Here is a 16,007-nt window from a genome sequence, read left to right as displayed (position 1 = left end):
TGTCTGGAGAAAAGGGCTGAGATGATTCCGGAAACGGAAAGCGGCTCTCCCCTGACTGGAGAGAGCCATTGAACATCAGGCGACGTGTTGCAAGAACTCGCGCAGACGGGGACTTGGCGGGTTGTTGACCAGCACCTGCGGATCGCCATCTTCCGCAATGCGCCCTTTATCGATAAAGATCAGACGCGAAGCCACTTTTTCGGCAAAGCCGATCTCATGGGTGACGATGACCATGGTCATGCCTTCTTCGGCCAGATCCTGCATCACTTTCAGAACTTCGTGACGCAGTTCAGGGTCCAGCGCGGAAGTCGGTTCATCAAACAGCATCATTTTCGGTTTTACCGCCAGCGCGCGGGCAATGGCGACGCGCTGCTGTTGGCCGCCGGAAAGCTCGGAAGGATAGTGGTGCGCGCGTTCCGCGAGGCCCACTTTCTCCAGCAGGTCTTTCGCCAGTTTTTCTGCCGCCGCTTTATCCGCGCCGCGAACCCGCAGCGGGCCGAACATGACGTTTTCCAATGCCGTCAGGTGAGGGAACAGATAAAACTGCTGGAACACCATCCCCGCCTCCTGGCGGATCAGGCGCTCGTCGACTTTCGGATCGTTGACCTTCAGACCATCGACGATGAGATCCCCGCTGGTAATTTCTTCCAGTTTATTAATGCAGCGTAGCAGGGTCGATTTACCGGAACCGGAAGGCCCGATGATCACCACCACTTCACCCTGGTTGATCTTCAGATCGATATCATGCAGCACTTTAGTTGGGCCAAAATGTTTGGAAACGTTTTTAAATTCAATCACAGGATTTTCATCCTTCTTTCAAGACGACGCAGAACAAAGCTCAGCACCAGAGTGATAATCAGATAGATAACGGCCACCGCGCTCCAGATCTCCAGCGCGCGAAAGTTACCGGCAATGATCTCCTGCCCCTGACGGGTCAGTTCAGCGACGCCGATGACAATAAACAGCGAGGTATCTTTGATGCTGATAATCCACTGGTTGCCCAGCGGCGGCAGCATACGGCGTAGCGCCAGCGGCAGGATCACGTAACGGATGGTTTCCCGACGAGAAAGACCCAGCGCGAGGCCTGCTTCGCGAAAACCTTTATGGATCGACAGTACCGCGCCGCGGGTAATTTCCGCAATATAGGCGCCGGAGTTGATCATGATGGTGACCACTGCTGCGGAGAAGGGATCGATGCGTAGATCGTTAAACGCCATTGGCAGGGCGAAGTAGATAAACATCACCTGCACCACAATCGGGGTACCGCGAATGATTTCGATAAACACCAGGGCGATGTGATTGGCTATCCAGCCGCCGAAACAGCGAGCGAAGCCAGCCACAAGGCCGATTATCAGACCGCCGATCAGGCCGAGGATGGAAATCCACAGCGTCATTTTGGCGCCTTCCAGCAGAATAGGAATAGCGGGCCAGATGGCACTCCAGTCAAACTGCATAATGTGTTCCTGTTACCGTGTTGAAAACAGAAGAAAATCTCTGGGGAAACTATTCAGGCCTGCTGACGGGTAGCGCCGGTAAGTTCCAGGTCTACCCGGCCATAGCAGGCCAGGAAGAGAAATGCTGATTATTATTTAGGTTCAGTACCAAACCATTTTTTATAAATTTCGTTGTAAGTGCCGTTTTCACGCAGCGTTTTCAGCGCGCCGTTCACTTTGTTACGCAGTTCGTCGCTGCCTTTCGGGAAGGCGATACCGTAGCTTTGCGCTTCCAGAGATTCACCTACCGCTTTGAACTTGCCGTTGCCAGCCGTTTTGATGAAATAAAGAATGTTCGGGGTATCGTGGAGGACAGCATCGGCACGACCGGTACCCAGTTCCATATAGGCGTTGTCAATGTTCGGGAACTGACGCAGATCTTTGGTTTTAATATTGGCTTTTGCGTAGTCAACGGAGCCTGTACCGCTCTTCACGGCAACCACTTTACCGTTCAGATCGTTAACGCTTTTAATGTCGTTATTATTAGCGTTAACCATTACCATCAGGCCGCTTTTGTAGTAGCCATCAGAAAAGTCGATCGCTTTTTTACGTGCGTCCGTAATGGTGATCCCCGCCAGCGCGAGGTCGATATTTTTGGTCTGCAGCGCCGGGATGATGCCGCTGAAGTCCATAGGCTTCAGGGTGTAATCCAGTTTCAGTTCTTTGGCGATAGCCGCCCACAGATCAATGTCGAAACCAACGTATTTATCGCCCTGTTTAAATTCGAACGGCACAAATGCCGTATCGGTAGCGACAACCAGTTTTTTATCAGCGGCGTGAGAAGTAACCGCAAAAGCCAGGGTCAGTGCAGCCAGTGAAACTTTTAATACAGACTTCATAGCATTTCCTTTTTTATCCACGGGACGATCCCCTGCGAGAACAAGTACTCTTATATGAAAAAATCATGCCAGTTTTACAACTTATTGTTTTATAACAACCAGGATTAATCCTGTTGCACAGTTTTGATAACCCGTAAGAGTAATTGCACTAAACTGGGGCTCTATTTTGGTGCGTCATAAGAATCTCGCATAATCAGACTATTTTTAACGCAATTCATGGTATTAAAACAATCTTATTATAACGATTGTGTGAGGTTATTATTACAATTGATTTACTTTGACGCCGGTTGCGGTTGTCGGAGAGCACTAAAACAGTGCATTGCGGGGTGGGGGAAATAAAAAAACCGCCAGCGATGCTGACGGCAGTTGGCATTACTCAATATTGGCTTCAATGAACCACAGGAATTTATCCAGGTCACGGGATGCGGCGGTGAAGATGTCAGCCGTATCCTCATCTTTTGCTTCCTCAATGGCTTTGCGCACATCATTGGCAACAATGGCATAGCGGTCGGCCAGTTCTTTCAGATGATCCTGGACGTTATGGATATCGAGCGGATAGCTTTTGAGCGGACTTTTACTGTTGATGACCTGCGTGGTTCCCAGAGCCACGCCGCCAAGCTGTACAGCGCGCTCAGCCATGGTATCAAGGTGATCGACCAGGGCAGTGCGGAAACCATCCAGCATTTCATGAACGGCAATAAAGTTTGCACCGCGCATATTCCAGTGAGCCTGTTTAGTGATCAGCGACAGGTCAATGAACTGGATCACCTGGCGATTCAGCAGCTCAACGGTCGCTTTCTTCTCACTATCAGCGACGTCGTTACGGGTATAGAGCAGATTCGTTGCTTTCGTTTTAACCAGTTTTGCGGTACTCATAGTGTCATATCCTCTTGATATTTGTACTCGTCATACTTCAAATTTGAATTATGCGGAGTGTCTCATCCCAATAACTTACGGGTTTAAGTATAGCAACGGATATGAACTTTGCAGGGGCGGTAGTCTCTATCAGTTCGATAGAGACAGTCTGCAAAATGTAATTTTTTATTTATAAATCAGTTTATTGCATTTATGTGCTCCGCGTTGCTTTCAGCTATTACAGAGGATCTCGTGGCGAGTTGATATCTACCGCCTTGATTTTTGTTTCCCGGCGCATGGTCAGCGTGGAACCCATTGAAGCAAGAATGATCGCGCCCAGCGCCAGCGTCTGGGAAGCCGTCAACGTTTCGCCAAGAAACAGCATCCCGGAAAGCGCGGCGAGAGCGGGCTCCATGCTCATCAGGGTGCCGAACGTCTTGCTGGGCAAACGGGTAAGGGCAATCATCTCCAGCGAGTAAGGAAGCGCGGTAGATAAAATAGCGATCCCGAGTCCGGGCAACAACAACGCCCACTGAAACAGCGTATCACTGGCCTGTATCATTCCCATCGGCACGAAAATGACCGCAGCGATAAGCGACCCCATCGATACCGTGGCGGGCCCGTGCCCTGCACCGGCCCGCTGTCCGGTCAGAATATAAACCGCCCAACAGGCGCCTGCGCTGAGCGCCAGCAGCGCGCCAGGCGGATCTATCTGCGTCACGTTTTGCCCCAGCGGCAGCAGGAACCACAATCCAAGCACTGCCAGAACCACCCACACAAAGTCGAGCGGGCGACGAGAGCCAAAGAGCGCCACCGCCAGCGGCCCGGTAAACTCCAGCGCCACCGCAACGCCCAGCGGGATCCGTTGAATTGACAAATAAAACAGATAGTTCATCGCTCCCAGCGCAATGCCGTACAGAAGCAGCGGCAGACGCTGTTCAGGGGCAAAGCGAAGACGCCAGGGTTTGAAGATCGTCACCAGGATTAAGGTTCCAAGCGCCAGACGTAGGGCGGTGACGCCAGGCGCACCGACGAGCGGAAACAGGGATTTGGCCAGCGATGCGCCACTCTGGATAGAGAGCATGGCGATAAAAATAGCCAGTATCGGCAACCAGGCCGGTACTTTACGAGACGAGCGGGGCATCCTTTCTCCTGTCAGATTTTGTCAAATGGAGTAAAAACCCCAGTGTAATGGAAATACCCGACGGCGGTTGAGCTAATGTTGAAAAATAAGGCGATGAAAGCAGTACAATACGAGGAATTACGAAGATAAATTGACCAAAGGATTAGGAATAATCTGGATGCATGTCCGACGTTTAGCGGGGTTTAATAGCAAAATATCCGCTAAAAAGAGTTAAATTCCAGATTGTTATCGAAACCGGGAAATCTTTAGTTACAGGAAAAAGCGCTTTAGACAATGTAAAGTGAAAAGAGTTTCCCAGAAGTTTTTGTTATATTTAAAGCTTAGGACTTATTGGAAACACATTTGAGGTGGTTATGAATAAAATTGCACGTTTTTCAGCACTGGCCGTTGTTCTGGCTGCGTCCGTAAGCACCACTGCTTACGCTGCAACGTCTACCGTTACCGGTGGTTACGCGCAGAGCGATATGCAGGGTGCAGCGAATAAAGCATCGGGCTTCAACCTGAAATATCGCTACGAGCAAGACAACAACCCGCTGGGCGTTATCGGTTCCTTTACCTACACTGAAAAAGATCGTACCGAAGATGGCGTTTACAAAAAAGGCCAGTACTACGGTATCACCGCAGGTCCGGCTTACCGTCTGAATGACTGGGCAAGCATCTACGGCGTCGTGGGCGTTGGTTACGGTAAATTCCAGGATAACAGCTACCCGAATAAATCTGATATGAGCGACTACGGTTTCTCTTACGGTGCGGGCCTGCAGTTCAACCCGATCGAAAACGTTGCGCTGGACTTCTCCTATGAGCAGTCTCGCATTCGTAGCGTTGATGTTGGCACCTGGATCGCTGGCGTCGGTTACCGCTTCTAATCACCTCACATCGGTGATGAAAAAATCCGCCTCGTTGGGCGGATTTTTTTTGCCTGTTCGCGGCTGAGGCGGCTTAGTTAAGGGTAAACGCATCGGTATCCAGATGGTTATAGTCCACTTTTTGCAACTGGAAGTTGGTGATGTACGTTGGTCCGGCCTGCTGTTCGGAAATAAAACGATAGCGTGGGTTAATTTCCTCTGCGCTAATCCCGGTCCACTGTGAGAAGAAGCTGAGAAAGTCATTGGCGGAACGTCGCGCTTTAATGATCTTGTGGGATTTATCATCACTGGAGAGCACCATAAACGGCACCTGAAAGTTCTGCTGGTACTTATCATCGTGCGCCAGGTACTGCACCTTTTTTCCCCGTTCTTTAAACGCCAGACCATGATCGGAAAAATAGGTCATTGAGAAGGTTTCACCTGAGTTTTGCAACTGGTCGTAGAGTTTGCTGAGCAGCGAATCGGTTTGCGTGATGCTGAAGAGATAGCACGATGTCTCTTTCGACTGCACAAAAGCCGTGTATTTGCCTTTGGTGCGGTCGCAGGCCTGGGGGTGTGAGCCCATCAAATGCAGGACAATCAACTGCGGCTGAGGGCGACGGACGGCAAGCACCTGCGCGGTTAGCTTTAATAACTGCGTATCCTGACTATTTTTATTGGCTTCAAAATCCCCGTTTTTGAGAAACTGTACTTCGTCCGCACGTCTGGCGATACTGGCAATCGCGGTATCGTATTCGCCAATCTGCCCCTGATTGGAAAACCACCAGCTCTGAAAACCCGCGCGGTTGGCAAGGCTGACAAAGTTATTCTGATACTGCGGTTTATCATCAACGACCCGGTTGAGGGTTAAACCGAGAGATTTCTGCGTTGAGCCGCTGGCGGCGATGTAGTCATTGAACAAATAGCCGTTGACTGAACTGGCGAACGGCGTGTTATCCCAGTGGCCGCCGAAAGCGCCGAGCGCATCGCGTCGCGCGCTCTCCCCGATAACCACAACATACAGATGATATTTTGGCTTTACCGCCAGCACGTGCCAGCTATCTTTCATGTTTGCCAGTCGCGCCATCCGCGCCTGTTCATCCAGCACTTCATTATTATTGACCACCACATCTTTAATGAAGCGTATGGCCGGGTAGCCGGTATCAATGACCTTAAAGACGCCGCCCCAGGCAAGATTTTGCACAGGCTGCAGGAAGAAAATACCGATACAAAACAGCAGCCCCAGGGTATCCATTTTACCCCAGCGCGTTGATATTTCCGGTTTACGGCGCACGGCAATGACCCCGAGCGCAAAGATAAACACAGCCAGCAGATAGTTGTACCACGGGAAAATGGTCAGGATCTCGGTGGACTCTTCAATATTGGTGGCATGCAGCGCCAGCAGCGTATTGAAATTCGGCGCGCCGTAGGCCTGACCAAAAGGGTAGTATATGGCCGCCAGCAGCGACCAGAAGCCGATGGCGACTTTTTGCGCGCGCGGAAAGCGTCGCCACAGCAGATGCAGGGCGCAGGTAGAGGCGACGGTATAGAGCAGGCTAAAGTCGTAGCCAAACGCCAGGTTAATCAACAGGGATTGTAAAAAGTAGAATCCTGTCCATGGATTTGGCATCAGCCCGCGAGCGGCCAGCGTTTCTTTTATTGTGACATTCATAATAAACAATCAAAAAGAGCCATGTGCATCTCCTGGCATCAGGGGGAGAAACCTGCTGGACAATGCGTGAAGAGGGTCTCTGCGAGCCGCAGTAGTGGCAGGGCTGACAAAAGATAGGTTCTGCGAATATTAAGATCAACTCTTCATAAGGGATTGTTTTGGGAGGGCGCTTACAAAACTTGAAAAAAGTCGCTGAAGTGCTGAGTAATCAGACAGTTTGACGTGACGGGATGATAAAAAATAAAGCGGCGTACCGCGACGCCGCGTTAGTTACCCGGTTTATCCTGCGGGGCTTTACCGTTGAACAGATCGCACAGCATACCGATAAGCATTAAGCGAACTTGAAAAGGAGAATGAGTAAACACGTTTAAGCACCTCTTGAATTCGTTCATAACAACCTCCTGTGAACTCGCCCTTCACTCCCTGAAGCAATGTGTGTATTACATACAGATATAGCACAGGCTATATCTTATAGCTATGGCTAAAACGTTAATTTTTTGTTCTCTGTGCGCGATCCATTACAATGGGGATCCTTTTATATGATGCTTGATGCGTCACAGGAATGAGGAAGCACAATGAACCGTCGCGCAGGTAAGCCAATAACAAAAAAAGTGACGCAGTTAGTGAATGTCGAAGAACATGTTGAGGGATTTCGCCAGGTGCGTGAGGCGCATCGTCGCGAGCTGATTGATGATTATGTCGAACTGATCTCCGATCTGATTCTGGAGGTGGGGGAAGCCCGCCAGGTGGATATGGCCGCGCGTCTTGGGGTGTCGCAGCCAACGGTTGCAAAGATGTTAAAACGTTTGGCCAGCGTCGGGCTGATCGAACAGATCCCGTGGCGGGGGATCTTTTTAACGCCGGAGGGTGAGAAGCTGGCGCAGGAGAGCCGCGAACGTCACCAGATTGTGGAAAACTTTTTACTGGTGATTGGCGTGAGCCCGGAAATTGCCCGTCGCGATGCGGAAGGGATGGAGCATCACGTTAGCGAAGAGACGCTGGAAATGTTTAAGCAATTTACCCTCAGGCAGGGGCCGCAGGGAGAATGAACCTCGCCTTTGTTCAGTCGCTGCTGCGCGACCGCTTTTTACATCTGCTGCTAATTGTCGGCATTGTTTTAAGCGTCTTTGTCCCGTTTGCTCCCGGGCGTTGGCCGCATGCCATTGACTGGCATACCATTATCACCCTCAGCGGGCTGATGCTACTGACCAAAGGCATTGAACTGAGCGGCTATTTCGATGTGCTTGGCCGTAAAATGGCGCGCCGCTTTGTGACCGAACGCCAACTGGCCATCTTTATGGTGCTGGCCGCCGCGCTGCTTTCCACCTTCTTAACCAACGATGTGGCGCTGTTTATCGTCGTGCCATTGACGTTAACGCTCAAAAAGTGGTGTGCGATTCCGACCAGTCGATTGATTATTTTCGAAGCGCTGGCAGTGAATGCCGGGTCTTTATTAACCCCTATTGGTAACCCGCAAAATATCCTGCTGTGGGGGCGCTCCGGCCTCTCATTTCCGGCTTTTATCGGTCAGATGCTGCCTCTGGCCGCGGCGATGATGATTACCCTGCTGGCGCTGTGCTGGTTCTGTTTTCCCCCTAAGCATCTCAGCTATCAGAGTCGTGACAGGGCGCCTTCATGGCAGCCGACGCTGGTCTGGAGCTGTCTGGCATTGTATCTGGCCTTTTTGGCGGCACTAGAGATCAAGCAGGAACTGTGGGGGCTGGCAATCGTTGCGCTGGGGTTTCTGCTGCTGGCGCGGGCGGTGATTATCCACGTTGACTGGACGCTGCTGCTGGTCTTTATAGTGATGTTTATTGATGTGCACCTGCTGATCCAACTCCCAGTTTTACAGCATACGCTCAATGGCGTTGCGCAACTTCCGACAGGCGGATTGTGGCTGACGACGATTGGCCTGTCGCAGTTTATCAGCAATGTCCCGGCCACCATTTTGCTGCTTCACTATGTTCCCCCGTCGGTACTGCTGGCGTGGGCGGTTAACGTGGGCGGCTTTGGCTTGCTGCCCGGTTCGCTGGCGAATCTGATCGCGCTGCGAATGGCGGGCGATCGCCGTATCTGGTGGCGTTTCCATCTCTACTCTGTACCGATGCTGCTGTGGGCGGCGCTGGTGGGGTATGCTCTGCTGCAGATTTGATTTTCAGAGAATTGGGCAAGAAACAGACAGAAACGCCCCATTCGCGTACTCCGACTCAGGGGTATAACTCTCTTCTGAGGTTAACCATCCTGATTAAGGAGAGTCCTATGCGTTATCAAAAACTGGGCCACACCGGCCTTTTTGTCTCAGAACTGTGCCTGGGAACGATGACCTTCGGGGGTGAAGGTGGTCTGTGGGGGAAAGTGGGCCAGTTGCGTCAGGCGGAAGCAGAGCAACTGGTGGGCAGCGCGCTGGATGCGGGCATTAACTTTATCGACACCGCTAACATCTATTCGGAAGGGCGTTCGGAAGAGATTACCGGCCAGGCGCTGAAAAACCTGAAAGTGCCGCGTGAAAATGTAGTCGTGGCGACCAAAGTCTTTGGCGAAACCGGGACTGCGGGTGTCAATTCGCGCGGCAGTTCGCGCTATCACATTATCGGCAGCGTGAAAGAGAGCCTGCGTCGCCTGCAGCTCGACCATATCGATCTTTACCAGTTGCACGGTTTTGATCCGGCGACGCCCATTGAAGAGACGCTGTATGCGCTGGATAGTCTGGTGCAGCAGGGGCATGTCCGCTATATCGGCGTGTCTAACTGGGCGGCCTGGCAGATCGTTAAAGCTCTGGGGATTTCCGAACGCCTGGGGCTGGCGCGCTTTGCTTCTTTACAGGCCTACTACACCATTGCCGGGCGCGATCTTGAGCGCGAGCTGGCGCCGATGATGCAGAGCGAAGGGCTGGGCCTGATGGTCTGGAGCCCGCTGGCGGGAGGACTGCTCAGCGGGAAGTACGATCGTAACGGGCAGTCGGCAAGCGGCGGTCGTCGTCAGGAATTTGATTTCCCGCCGGTGAATAAAGATCGCGCTTTTGATTGTATCGATGTGATGCGTGACATCGCCGCCGCTAAAGGCGTTTCGGTCGCGCAAATTGCGCTGACCTGGCTGCTGCATCAGCCGGTGGTAAGTAGCGTGATTATTGGCGCGAAGCGTGCGGAGCAACTGGCCGATAACCTTGCGGCGACCACCATTGCGTTGAGTGATGCCGAGCTGGAGCAACTGGACAAGGTTAGCGCGCTGCCGCGAGAGTATCCGGGCTGGATGCTGGAGCGCCAGGGGGAATACCGCCGCAATCAGCTCGCACAACAGTAATCTTCTCTCCGCAAGCCGGATCGTGAATATCGCGATCCGGCTTTTTTTATCTATTGTGCTCACAAAAATCGAACGCAGATTTTGCGTTGCGATCGTTTCTCACCTATATGACTAGTCATTAAATTAAAATGACTAGTCATATAGGTGAGGGTGATGAAGAAAACACTGCCGGCCGATTTTTTATGGGGCAATTCAGTTTCCAGTATGCAAACCGAAGGGGCGTGGAACGAGGGCGGTAAGGGGATGTCGGTCTACGATATCCGCCCGCCTGCAGAGTTTGCTTCCGACTGGAAGGTGGCCACCGACGCTTATCACCGTTACCGGGAAGATTTCGACCTTATGCAGGATTTGGGCATGAACTGCTATCGCTTTCAGATTTCCTGGAGCCGCGTCTGCCCGCAAGGTGATGGCGAGTTCAATGACGAAGGGATCGCCTTTTATCACCAGTTTATTGATGCGCTGATCGCCCGCGATATTGAGCCGATGATCTGCCTGTATCACTTCGATATGCCGCTGTCGCTGGCGGAGCGCGACAACGGTTTCACCGATCGCCGCGTGATGGACGCTTTTATTCGCTACGGGAAGAAGATGATCGACTGCTTTGGCGACAAGGTGAAGTGGTGGCTGACCTTCAATGAGCAGAATCTTTATCATATGCCGGACGCGTTTCAGATCTCAGGCTATATGCGGGGAGAGAAAACGCTCCGCGAGCTGTATCAGATCCAGCATCACGTGATGATGGCCCATGTTCATCTGACGCAATACCTGCATCAGGCTAAGCCACAGTGCCTGATGGGGGGGATGCTGGCCCATGCGCTGGTCTATCCGGCGACCTGCAAACCGCGCGATATGTTTTGCGCCCAACAACTGGATGAATTCTTCAATCAGAATCTGCTGCGGGCTTACGCTGGAGAGGGCTACAGTCCGGAGGTGATGCATTTTGTCGCCCGACAAGGTTTTGATGATATCTACCGTGAGGAGGATCTGGCGCTGATGGCGACGATAAAAGTCGACTATCTGGCTTTTAGTTACTACGCCAGCAAGGTTCTCGATAGCGATCTCATTCCGCCGGACACGCCGGTGAACGATTACATGCGATTTGGCAATAAAAAGAATGCGTATCTGAAGGCCACCGAGTGGGACTGGCAGATCGACCCGCTGGGCTTCAGGACCATTATTACCCGCTACTACAACGACTGGCGACTGCCGGTGTTCCCGATTGAAAACGGCATCGGAGTTATTGAGTCCTGGGATGGCGAAAACCAAATTGCTGACGATTACCGCATCGCCTATCACCGCGATCATCTCAACGCCATGAAAGCGGCGATTTTTGAAGATGGCGCGCAGGTGATCGGCTATCTCGGCTGGGGGCTTATCGACATTCTCAGCTCGCAGGGCGATATGCGTAAACGCTATGGCGTGGTTTACGTCAACCGCGAAAACCATGATTTAAAGGACCTTAAACGGGTACCAAAGAAAAGCTACGCGTGGCTGAAACGGGTGATTCACAGCAACGGCGAAGAGATGTAGCGGCGCAGTCCGCGCCAGGTTATCCCCGTCATATTTCAGGCAGCAGGGGCGTTTATCCATCGTCCTCATCCCGGGGGCTGAAAACAGCGATAAATCTGTTTTCGGCAGACTTATTGCCCCGGTGGTTGGATTTTCGCTAAGCGAGCAGGGATGCATTCGCTGAATCCCTGTCTGCAAACTGAATTATTCAGGGGAGTACGGGTAAGTGATAAAGAGGATTCTGCAAAATGTCTGATAATACAACGTCCAGTATGCAGTCTTTGACCGATCGCTTTGTTGAGTTTTCCGCGCGGATCGCAAATCAGGTACATTTGCGTTCACTGCGCGATGCATTTGCCGGCGTCATGCCCATTTTCATTCTGGCCGGGCTGGCGGTGCTGGTGAATAATGTGGTATTTCCCTGGCTATTACAGGGCGACACGCTGGCGCACTTTAAAGTATGGGGCGAGGCGATTATCAACGGGACCCTGAATATTGCCGCGCTGCTGATTGCGCCGATGATTGCGTGGGCGCTGGCGCGCAACAAAAATTTCGCTAATCCGGTTTCGACTGTCGTCATTGCCCTATGCAGTTTTATTATTATGATGCCCATTCAGGTGGAACTGGTGCCCGTCGGCGGGAAAACGACGGTAAGCCTGACCTCGGTGCTGACCTTCGCCAACATTGGTTCCACCGGGATCTTCGCGGGCGTGCTTATTGGCCTGCTGGCGACTGAAATCTTTATGCGCATCGCCAGTATCAAGCGTCTGACAATCAATCTTGGAGAGAACGTTCCGCCGGCGGTGGGGCAATCGTTCTCCTCGCTGATCCCGGCCATTCTGACGCTGTCGCTGTTCGCGGTGCTTGCCGCCCTGCTGAATAACCTGCTGCATACCGATCTGATTCATCTGATTACCACGCTTATCCAGCAGCCGTTGCGGCTGATTAATACCAGTCTGCCGGGAACCCTTTTTATCTACAGTTTTGGCAACTTCTTGTTTACGCTGGGTATTCATCAGACTGTGGTGAACGGGGTGGTGCTGGAGCCGTTCCTGCTGATTAATACCAATGAGAATATGCTGGCCTACGCCAGCGGCCAGCCGATCCCGCACATTATTAACAATATCTTTGTGCCGACCTTCGGCATGATTGGTGGCACCGGCAGCACCGTTTCCTTGCTGATCGCTATTTTTCTCTTTTCGCGTCAGCGGGCCTCGAAGCAGGTGGCGCGTCTTGCCATTACGCCCGGGCTGTTTAATATCAACGAGCCGGTGATTTTCGGTTTGCCGATCGTGTTTAACGTGCCGCTGATGATCCCGTTTGTGCTGCTACCCGCCATCGGCATCTATTTCGCCTGGCTTTGCACCACGCTGGGACTCATGTCGCGCTGCGTGGTCATGATCCCGTGGACCACGCCGCCGATACTCAGCGCCTGGCTGGCGACGGCGGGAGACTGGCGGGCGGTCGTGGTACAGTTGATCATCATCATCTTTGGTGTATTCTTCTACCTGCCTTTCCTCAAGGTTGCTGAGCGAGTGGCCTTAAAAAACAACGGGATAAACAAACAATAAGGAACGGTAATGGCGGCAAAGTATCTTTTGATTGCGCGGGAAATTAAAAAGCGAATTATCAGTCAGCAGTATCCCGCCAGCGCGCCATTACCGGATCAGTTCGCGTTAGCAGCGGAGTTCAGTACCAGCCGAATGACGATCCAGCAGGCGATGCGCCAGCTTATCGTTGAAGGGCTAATTTATACCCGTAAGGGGCAGGGCACGTTCGTGCGCAAAAATTTCCTGCAGCTTTCGCAGTGGGATTTGCCCGGTAGCGACTATTTTGGCGCGACCAAAACCTGGGAACACCTGGGCGAAGTGGCAAGCCGGGTGATTCGTTTTGAGCTGCGCTTTCCGACAGAAAAAGAGCAAAGTTCGCTGCTGATTGACGCTGATGCGCCAGTCTATGATTTTGTTCGCCTGCGGCTGCTTAATGATGAACCCGTGTCGCTGGATCTGACCGTGATGCCCGTGGCGCTGGTTCCCGGCCTGAATAAAACGCATCTGGAAAGCTCGGTGTTTCGCTACGTGCGGGAGACGCTGGGGCTAAAAATAATGGGTTCATATCGTGTGGTTCGGGCGATGAAACCGCAAGAACTGGATAGAGAATACCTCAACTGCGAGCCCGGCGATCCGGTACTGGAAGTGGAACAGGTCGTCTATCTGGAGGACGGTACGCCGCTGGAGTATGCCCATTGCCACTATCGCTACGATCACGGCGGCATTATTCTGGTTAATAACGGATAAAAAAAGGGCGGGCCCTGGCCCGCCGCTGTGCATTATGTGCCGTTAGTTCAGGCGCACCGGCATGCCGGAACGGTTGTGAATGGCCTGTTCCAGCACGCTCTGGTCAACATCACTCTGACCCGTTACCGCCTGTACCGCCTTGCTCAGGGTAATTGGCACGATTTCATTGCCCTGGAACTGCTCTTCGGTAGTAGACAGCGGGTTGTGCACTTCAATGAAACGGCTGCCGTCAGGCTCGGTGGTGGCTTTCACCGGCTCATCGATAAACTCAACGCGTGTGCCGACCGGCACGTTTTCAAACAGGAATTTGATGTCGTCGTTACGCAGACGCACGCAGCCGTGGCTGACGCGCAGGCCGATACCGAAGTTGGCGTTGGTGCCATGAATGGCGTACAGGCGGCCAATATAGAGCGCATACAGCCCCATCGGATTGTCAGGGCCGGCCGGGACAACGGCTGGCAGCGGTTCGCCTGCGGCAATATATTCCGCGTGCATTTTCGCGGTAGGGGTCCAGGTCGGGCCTGCTTTTTTGCGCTCAACTTTGGTGACCCAGTTGATCGGCGTGTCTTTACCTAACTGGCCGATACCGATAGGCAGCACGATGACGGTGTTGGTGCCTTTCGGATAGTAGTAGAGGCGCATTTCCGCGCTGTTGATAACAATCCCTTCATGAACGGTGTCCGGCAGGATCAGCTGCTGCGGGATATTCAGCACGGTACCGCCTTTCGGCAGAAAGGTATCCACGCCAGGGTTGGCCTCCAGCATGTTGGACAAACCCATCTGGTATTCAGCGGCAAAATATTCCAGCGGCTGCTTGTTATCTTCCGGAACGGTAATGACCTGATTCTGGCCAATCAGACGGCTGCCGTCAGTAGGCAGTGGATAGGTTACAGCAGAAGCTGTGTTGCAAAAGCCCACGATTGCGAAGGCTGCCGCGATGAGAGTTGATAATTTCATATGCTTTATGTCGTGGGCGATGTTAATGCCACACTGGCCTTTGTCAGTTTAAACAGGAAGTCGATGGGAGCGCATTATATGTGCATTCTGGCAAACAGGTAAATGAGATGTGTACGAAATCACATTTTTTTCCTGCTGCTATGCATGCCATGTGCGGTTACTGACCATCAGGACAATTGCCGGTGTGAAAACGGGAGGGGGTTACCCCTCCAGAAGCCGCGACTGAAGGGCTTCGCGCGCCGACGGCGTGAGCTGATACTCTTGCTCAAGCCAGGCGTCAATACTTGCGTAGCGTTCATCAATCTGGGCGAGAGCCGCGGTAAGATATGACTCATGAACCGTCATGATTTCCGCCAGGGTCTGCCGTCCGCGGGCGGTCAATGCGTCGCCGAGCGATTCGAGCATGAATTCTTCAACCTGCATCAGCATGCCCTGGGTGAGCAGGTATTCCTCCATCACCGTATGTCGATCGCAGCCGAGCGCCAACAGCGTCAGCGCACAGCCAATGCCGGTACGGTCTTTACCCACCGCACAATGCTGTAACAGCGCGCCGTCGAATGGCTCCATCAGCCATTTGACCAACTGGCGGTAGGCAGGGTTGTTGAACGGCAACTGACGATACAGCTCCAGCATAAACTGTTGACCGTCAACGGCATTAAGCGTCGCGGCGTTAAACTCGGTCACTTTTGCGTTGACGTGGTGAACGAGTGGGTTAGCGGGAGCATTAAGGTAGTGAGCCAGTTCGTTTAGCTTGTCGGGACTGCGCCTGACTTCTCCCGGGTCGCGATAATCAATCACCCGGCTAAGGGGGATTGCGTCGAGATGGCTTAAGTCATCGGCGGTCATCATATGCAGCGAGCCGGAGCGGAACAGTTTACCTGAGCGCACGCGGCGGCCATCGGCGGTACGCTGGCCGCCCAGATCGCGAAAGTTGATACCGCCCTGTAGCGATAAGAAAGCCGGATGGCTGGAGAGTCTTTTCATAGGTTCCTTCCATGTTTAAGTAGAAAAATCACGCAGTAATAAACAGTGTAACCGCGCAATATGACACTGACCCTAACACAAGCCACATTGATGATTTTATAACGGCCCGTGA

16 protein-coding genes are annotated in these 16,007 nt (G+C 52.6%); 7 read left to right on the top strand and 9 right to left on the bottom strand.

From position 1 onward, the window contains the following. Positions 1–75 precede the first annotated feature (75 nt). The 5 genes from glnQ to rhtA all read right to left on the bottom strand — a co-directional run bounded on the left by glnQ (position 76) and on the right by rhtA (position 4,331). Entirely contained in the window at positions 76–798 is a 723-nt protein-coding gene (gene glnQ / locus ABK821_RS06545) for a glutamine ABC transporter ATP-binding protein GlnQ (protein WP_138360571.1), read from the bottom strand. After that, positions 795–1,454, bottom strand: coding sequence for a glutamine ABC transporter permease GlnP (gene glnP, locus ABK821_RS06540; RefSeq protein ID WP_138360570.1), 660 nt, complete (start codon positions 1,452–1,454; stop codon positions 795–797). The genes glnQ and glnP overlap by 4 nt, the downstream gene beginning before the upstream one ends. Positions 1,455–1,585: 131 nt before the next feature. After that, the gene (gene glnH / locus ABK821_RS06535) at positions 1,586–2,332 is read right to left on the bottom strand and encodes a glutamine ABC transporter substrate-binding protein GlnH (RefSeq protein WP_138360569.1); all 747 of its coding nucleotides are present in this window, start codon (positions 2,330–2,332) and stop codon (positions 1,586–1,588) included. 372 nt (positions 2,333–2,704) lie between these two features. Next, positions 2,705–3,208: a DNA starvation/stationary phase protection protein Dps gene (dps, locus tag ABK821_RS06530; protein ID WP_138360568.1), complete on the bottom strand. Its 504-nt coding sequence runs from the start codon at positions 3,206–3,208 to the stop codon at positions 2,705–2,707. A gap of 217 nt (positions 3,209–3,425) precedes the next feature. Then, positions 3,426–4,331 carry a threonine/homoserine exporter RhtA gene (gene rhtA, locus ABK821_RS06525; RefSeq protein ID WP_138360567.1) on the bottom strand — a complete coding sequence of 302 codons (906 nt, stop codon included), beginning with the start codon at positions 4,329–4,331 and terminating at the stop codon, positions 3,426–3,428. A gap of 353 nt (positions 4,332–4,684) precedes the next feature. On the opposite strand from rhtA, the gene ompX reads away from it, so the two are divergent. After that, positions 4,685–5,197, top strand: coding sequence for an outer membrane protein OmpX (gene ompX / locus ABK821_RS06520; RefSeq protein ID WP_138360566.1), 513 nt, complete (start codon positions 4,685–4,687; stop codon positions 5,195–5,197). A 73-nt stretch (positions 5,198–5,270) separates the two neighbouring features. On the opposite strand, the gene ABK821_RS06515 is transcribed toward ompX, so the two are convergent. Together ABK821_RS06515 and mntS are read right to left on the bottom strand one after the other, a co-directional pair. Continuing rightward, positions 5,271–6,848, bottom strand: coding sequence for a phosphoethanolamine transferase (locus tag ABK821_RS06515; RefSeq protein WP_142501615.1), 1,578 nt, complete (start codon positions 6,846–6,848; stop codon positions 5,271–5,273). A 266-nt stretch (positions 6,849–7,114) separates the two neighbouring features. Beyond that, positions 7,115–7,240 (bottom strand): manganase accumulation protein MntS, encoded by a 126-nt coding sequence (gene mntS / locus ABK821_RS06510; protein ID WP_138360564.1) that lies wholly within the window; start codon positions 7,238–7,240, stop codon positions 7,115–7,117. A gap of 183 nt (positions 7,241–7,423) precedes the next feature. On the opposite strand from mntS, the gene mntR reads away from it, so the two are divergent. The 6 genes from mntR (at position 7,424) to ABK821_RS06480 (ending at position 13,954) form a co-directional block, all read left to right on the top strand. Further along, a complete protein-coding gene (gene mntR, locus ABK821_RS06505; protein WP_138360563.1) occupies positions 7,424–7,897 on the top strand; it encodes a manganese-binding transcriptional regulator MntR in 474 nt (157 codons plus the stop codon). Then, positions 7,894–9,000: an SLC13 family permease gene (locus ABK821_RS06500; RefSeq protein ID WP_138360562.1), complete on the top strand. Its 1,107-nt coding sequence runs from the start codon at positions 7,894–7,896 to the stop codon at positions 8,998–9,000. Before mntR ends, ABK821_RS06500 begins: the two co-directional genes overlap by 4 nt. Before the next feature lie 107 nt (positions 9,001–9,107). Continuing rightward, positions 9,108–10,148 (top strand): aldo/keto reductase, encoded by a 1,041-nt coding sequence (locus ABK821_RS06495; protein WP_138360561.1) that lies wholly within the window; start codon positions 9,108–9,110, stop codon positions 10,146–10,148. Between the two features lie 153 nt (positions 10,149–10,301). After that, positions 10,302–11,678, top strand: coding sequence for a glycoside hydrolase family 1 protein (locus ABK821_RS06490; RefSeq protein ID WP_138360560.1), 1,377 nt, complete (start codon positions 10,302–10,304; stop codon positions 11,676–11,678). A 227-nt stretch (positions 11,679–11,905) separates the two neighbouring features. Continuing rightward, entirely contained in the window at positions 11,906–13,228 is a 1,323-nt protein-coding gene (locus ABK821_RS06485; protein WP_308560870.1) for a PTS transporter subunit EIIC, read from the top strand. 9 nt (positions 13,229–13,237) lie between these two features. Further along, positions 13,238–13,954: a GntR family transcriptional regulator gene (locus tag ABK821_RS06480; RefSeq protein ID WP_138360558.1), complete on the top strand. Its 717-nt coding sequence runs from the start codon at positions 13,238–13,240 to the stop codon at positions 13,952–13,954. A 42-nt stretch (positions 13,955–13,996) separates the two neighbouring features. On the opposite strand, the gene ldtB is transcribed toward ABK821_RS06480, so the two are convergent. Both ldtB and ABK821_RS06470 read right to left on the bottom strand, forming a co-directional pair. Further along, a complete protein-coding gene (gene ldtB / locus ABK821_RS06475; RefSeq protein ID WP_138360557.1) occupies positions 13,997–14,911 on the bottom strand; it encodes a L,D-transpeptidase in 915 nt (304 codons plus the stop codon). A gap of 201 nt (positions 14,912–15,112) precedes the next feature. Continuing rightward, positions 15,113–15,895 carry a tyrosine-protein phosphatase gene (locus ABK821_RS06470; protein WP_138360556.1) on the bottom strand — a complete coding sequence of 261 codons (783 nt, stop codon included), beginning with the start codon at positions 15,893–15,895 and terminating at the stop codon, positions 15,113–15,115. Positions 15,896–16,007: the final 112 nt, after the last annotated feature.

This window comes from Klebsiella sp. KE9456, assembly GCF_043832615.1.
GTDB lineage: Bacteria > Pseudomonadota > Gammaproteobacteria > Enterobacterales > Enterobacteriaceae > Klebsiella > Klebsiella indica.
This window is presented reverse-complemented; position numbering and strand designations above follow the sequence as displayed.

What these genes read in the sequence shown, in the direction of transcription:
- dps (WP_138360568.1), bottom strand. Translation starts at nt 3,208, where the DNA reads ATGAGTACCGCAAAACTGGTTAAAACGAAAGCAACGAATCTGCTCTAT.
- ABK821_RS06480 (WP_138360558.1), top strand. Translation starts at nt 13,238, where the DNA reads ATGGCGGCAAAGTATCTTTTGATTGCGCGGGAAATTAAAAAGCGAATT.
- mntR (WP_138360563.1), top strand. Translation starts at nt 7,424, where the DNA reads ATGAACCGTCGCGCAGGTAAGCCAATAACAAAAAAAGTGACGCAGTTA.
- glnP (WP_138360570.1), bottom strand. Translation starts at nt 1,454, where the DNA reads ATGCAGTTTGACTGGAGTGCCATCTGGCCCGCTATTCCTATTCTGCTG.
- ABK821_RS06485 (WP_308560870.1), top strand. Translation starts at nt 11,906, where the DNA reads ATGTCTGATAATACAACGTCCAGTATGCAGTCTTTGACCGATCGCTTT.
- ABK821_RS06515 (WP_142501615.1), bottom strand. Translation starts at nt 6,848, where the DNA reads ATGAATGTCACAATAAAAGAAACGCTGGCCGCTCGCGGGCTGATGCCA.
- ldtB (WP_138360557.1), bottom strand. Translation starts at nt 14,911, where the DNA reads ATGAAATTATCAACTCTCATCGCGGCAGCCTTCGCAATCGTGGGCTTT.
- glnH (WP_138360569.1), bottom strand. Translation starts at nt 2,332, where the DNA reads ATGAAGTCTGTATTAAAAGTTTCACTGGCTGCACTGACCCTGGCTTTT.
- ABK821_RS06495 (WP_138360561.1), top strand. Translation starts at nt 9,108, where the DNA reads ATGCGTTATCAAAAACTGGGCCACACCGGCCTTTTTGTCTCAGAACTG.
- ABK821_RS06500 (WP_138360562.1), top strand. Translation starts at nt 7,894, where the DNA reads ATGAACCTCGCCTTTGTTCAGTCGCTGCTGCGCGACCGCTTTTTACAT.
- ompX (WP_138360566.1), top strand. Translation starts at nt 4,685, where the DNA reads ATGAATAAAATTGCACGTTTTTCAGCACTGGCCGTTGTTCTGGCTGCG.
- ABK821_RS06470 (WP_138360556.1), bottom strand. Translation starts at nt 15,895, where the DNA reads ATGAAAAGACTCTCCAGCCATCCGGCTTTCTTATCGCTACAGGGCGGT.
- rhtA (WP_138360567.1), bottom strand. Translation starts at nt 4,331, where the DNA reads ATGCCCCGCTCGTCTCGTAAAGTACCGGCCTGGTTGCCGATACTGGCT.
- mntS (WP_138360564.1), bottom strand. Translation starts at nt 7,240, where the DNA reads ATGAACGAATTCAAGAGGTGCTTAAACGTGTTTACTCATTCTCCTTTT.
- ABK821_RS06490 (WP_138360560.1), top strand. Translation starts at nt 10,302, where the DNA reads ATGAAGAAAACACTGCCGGCCGATTTTTTATGGGGCAATTCAGTTTCC.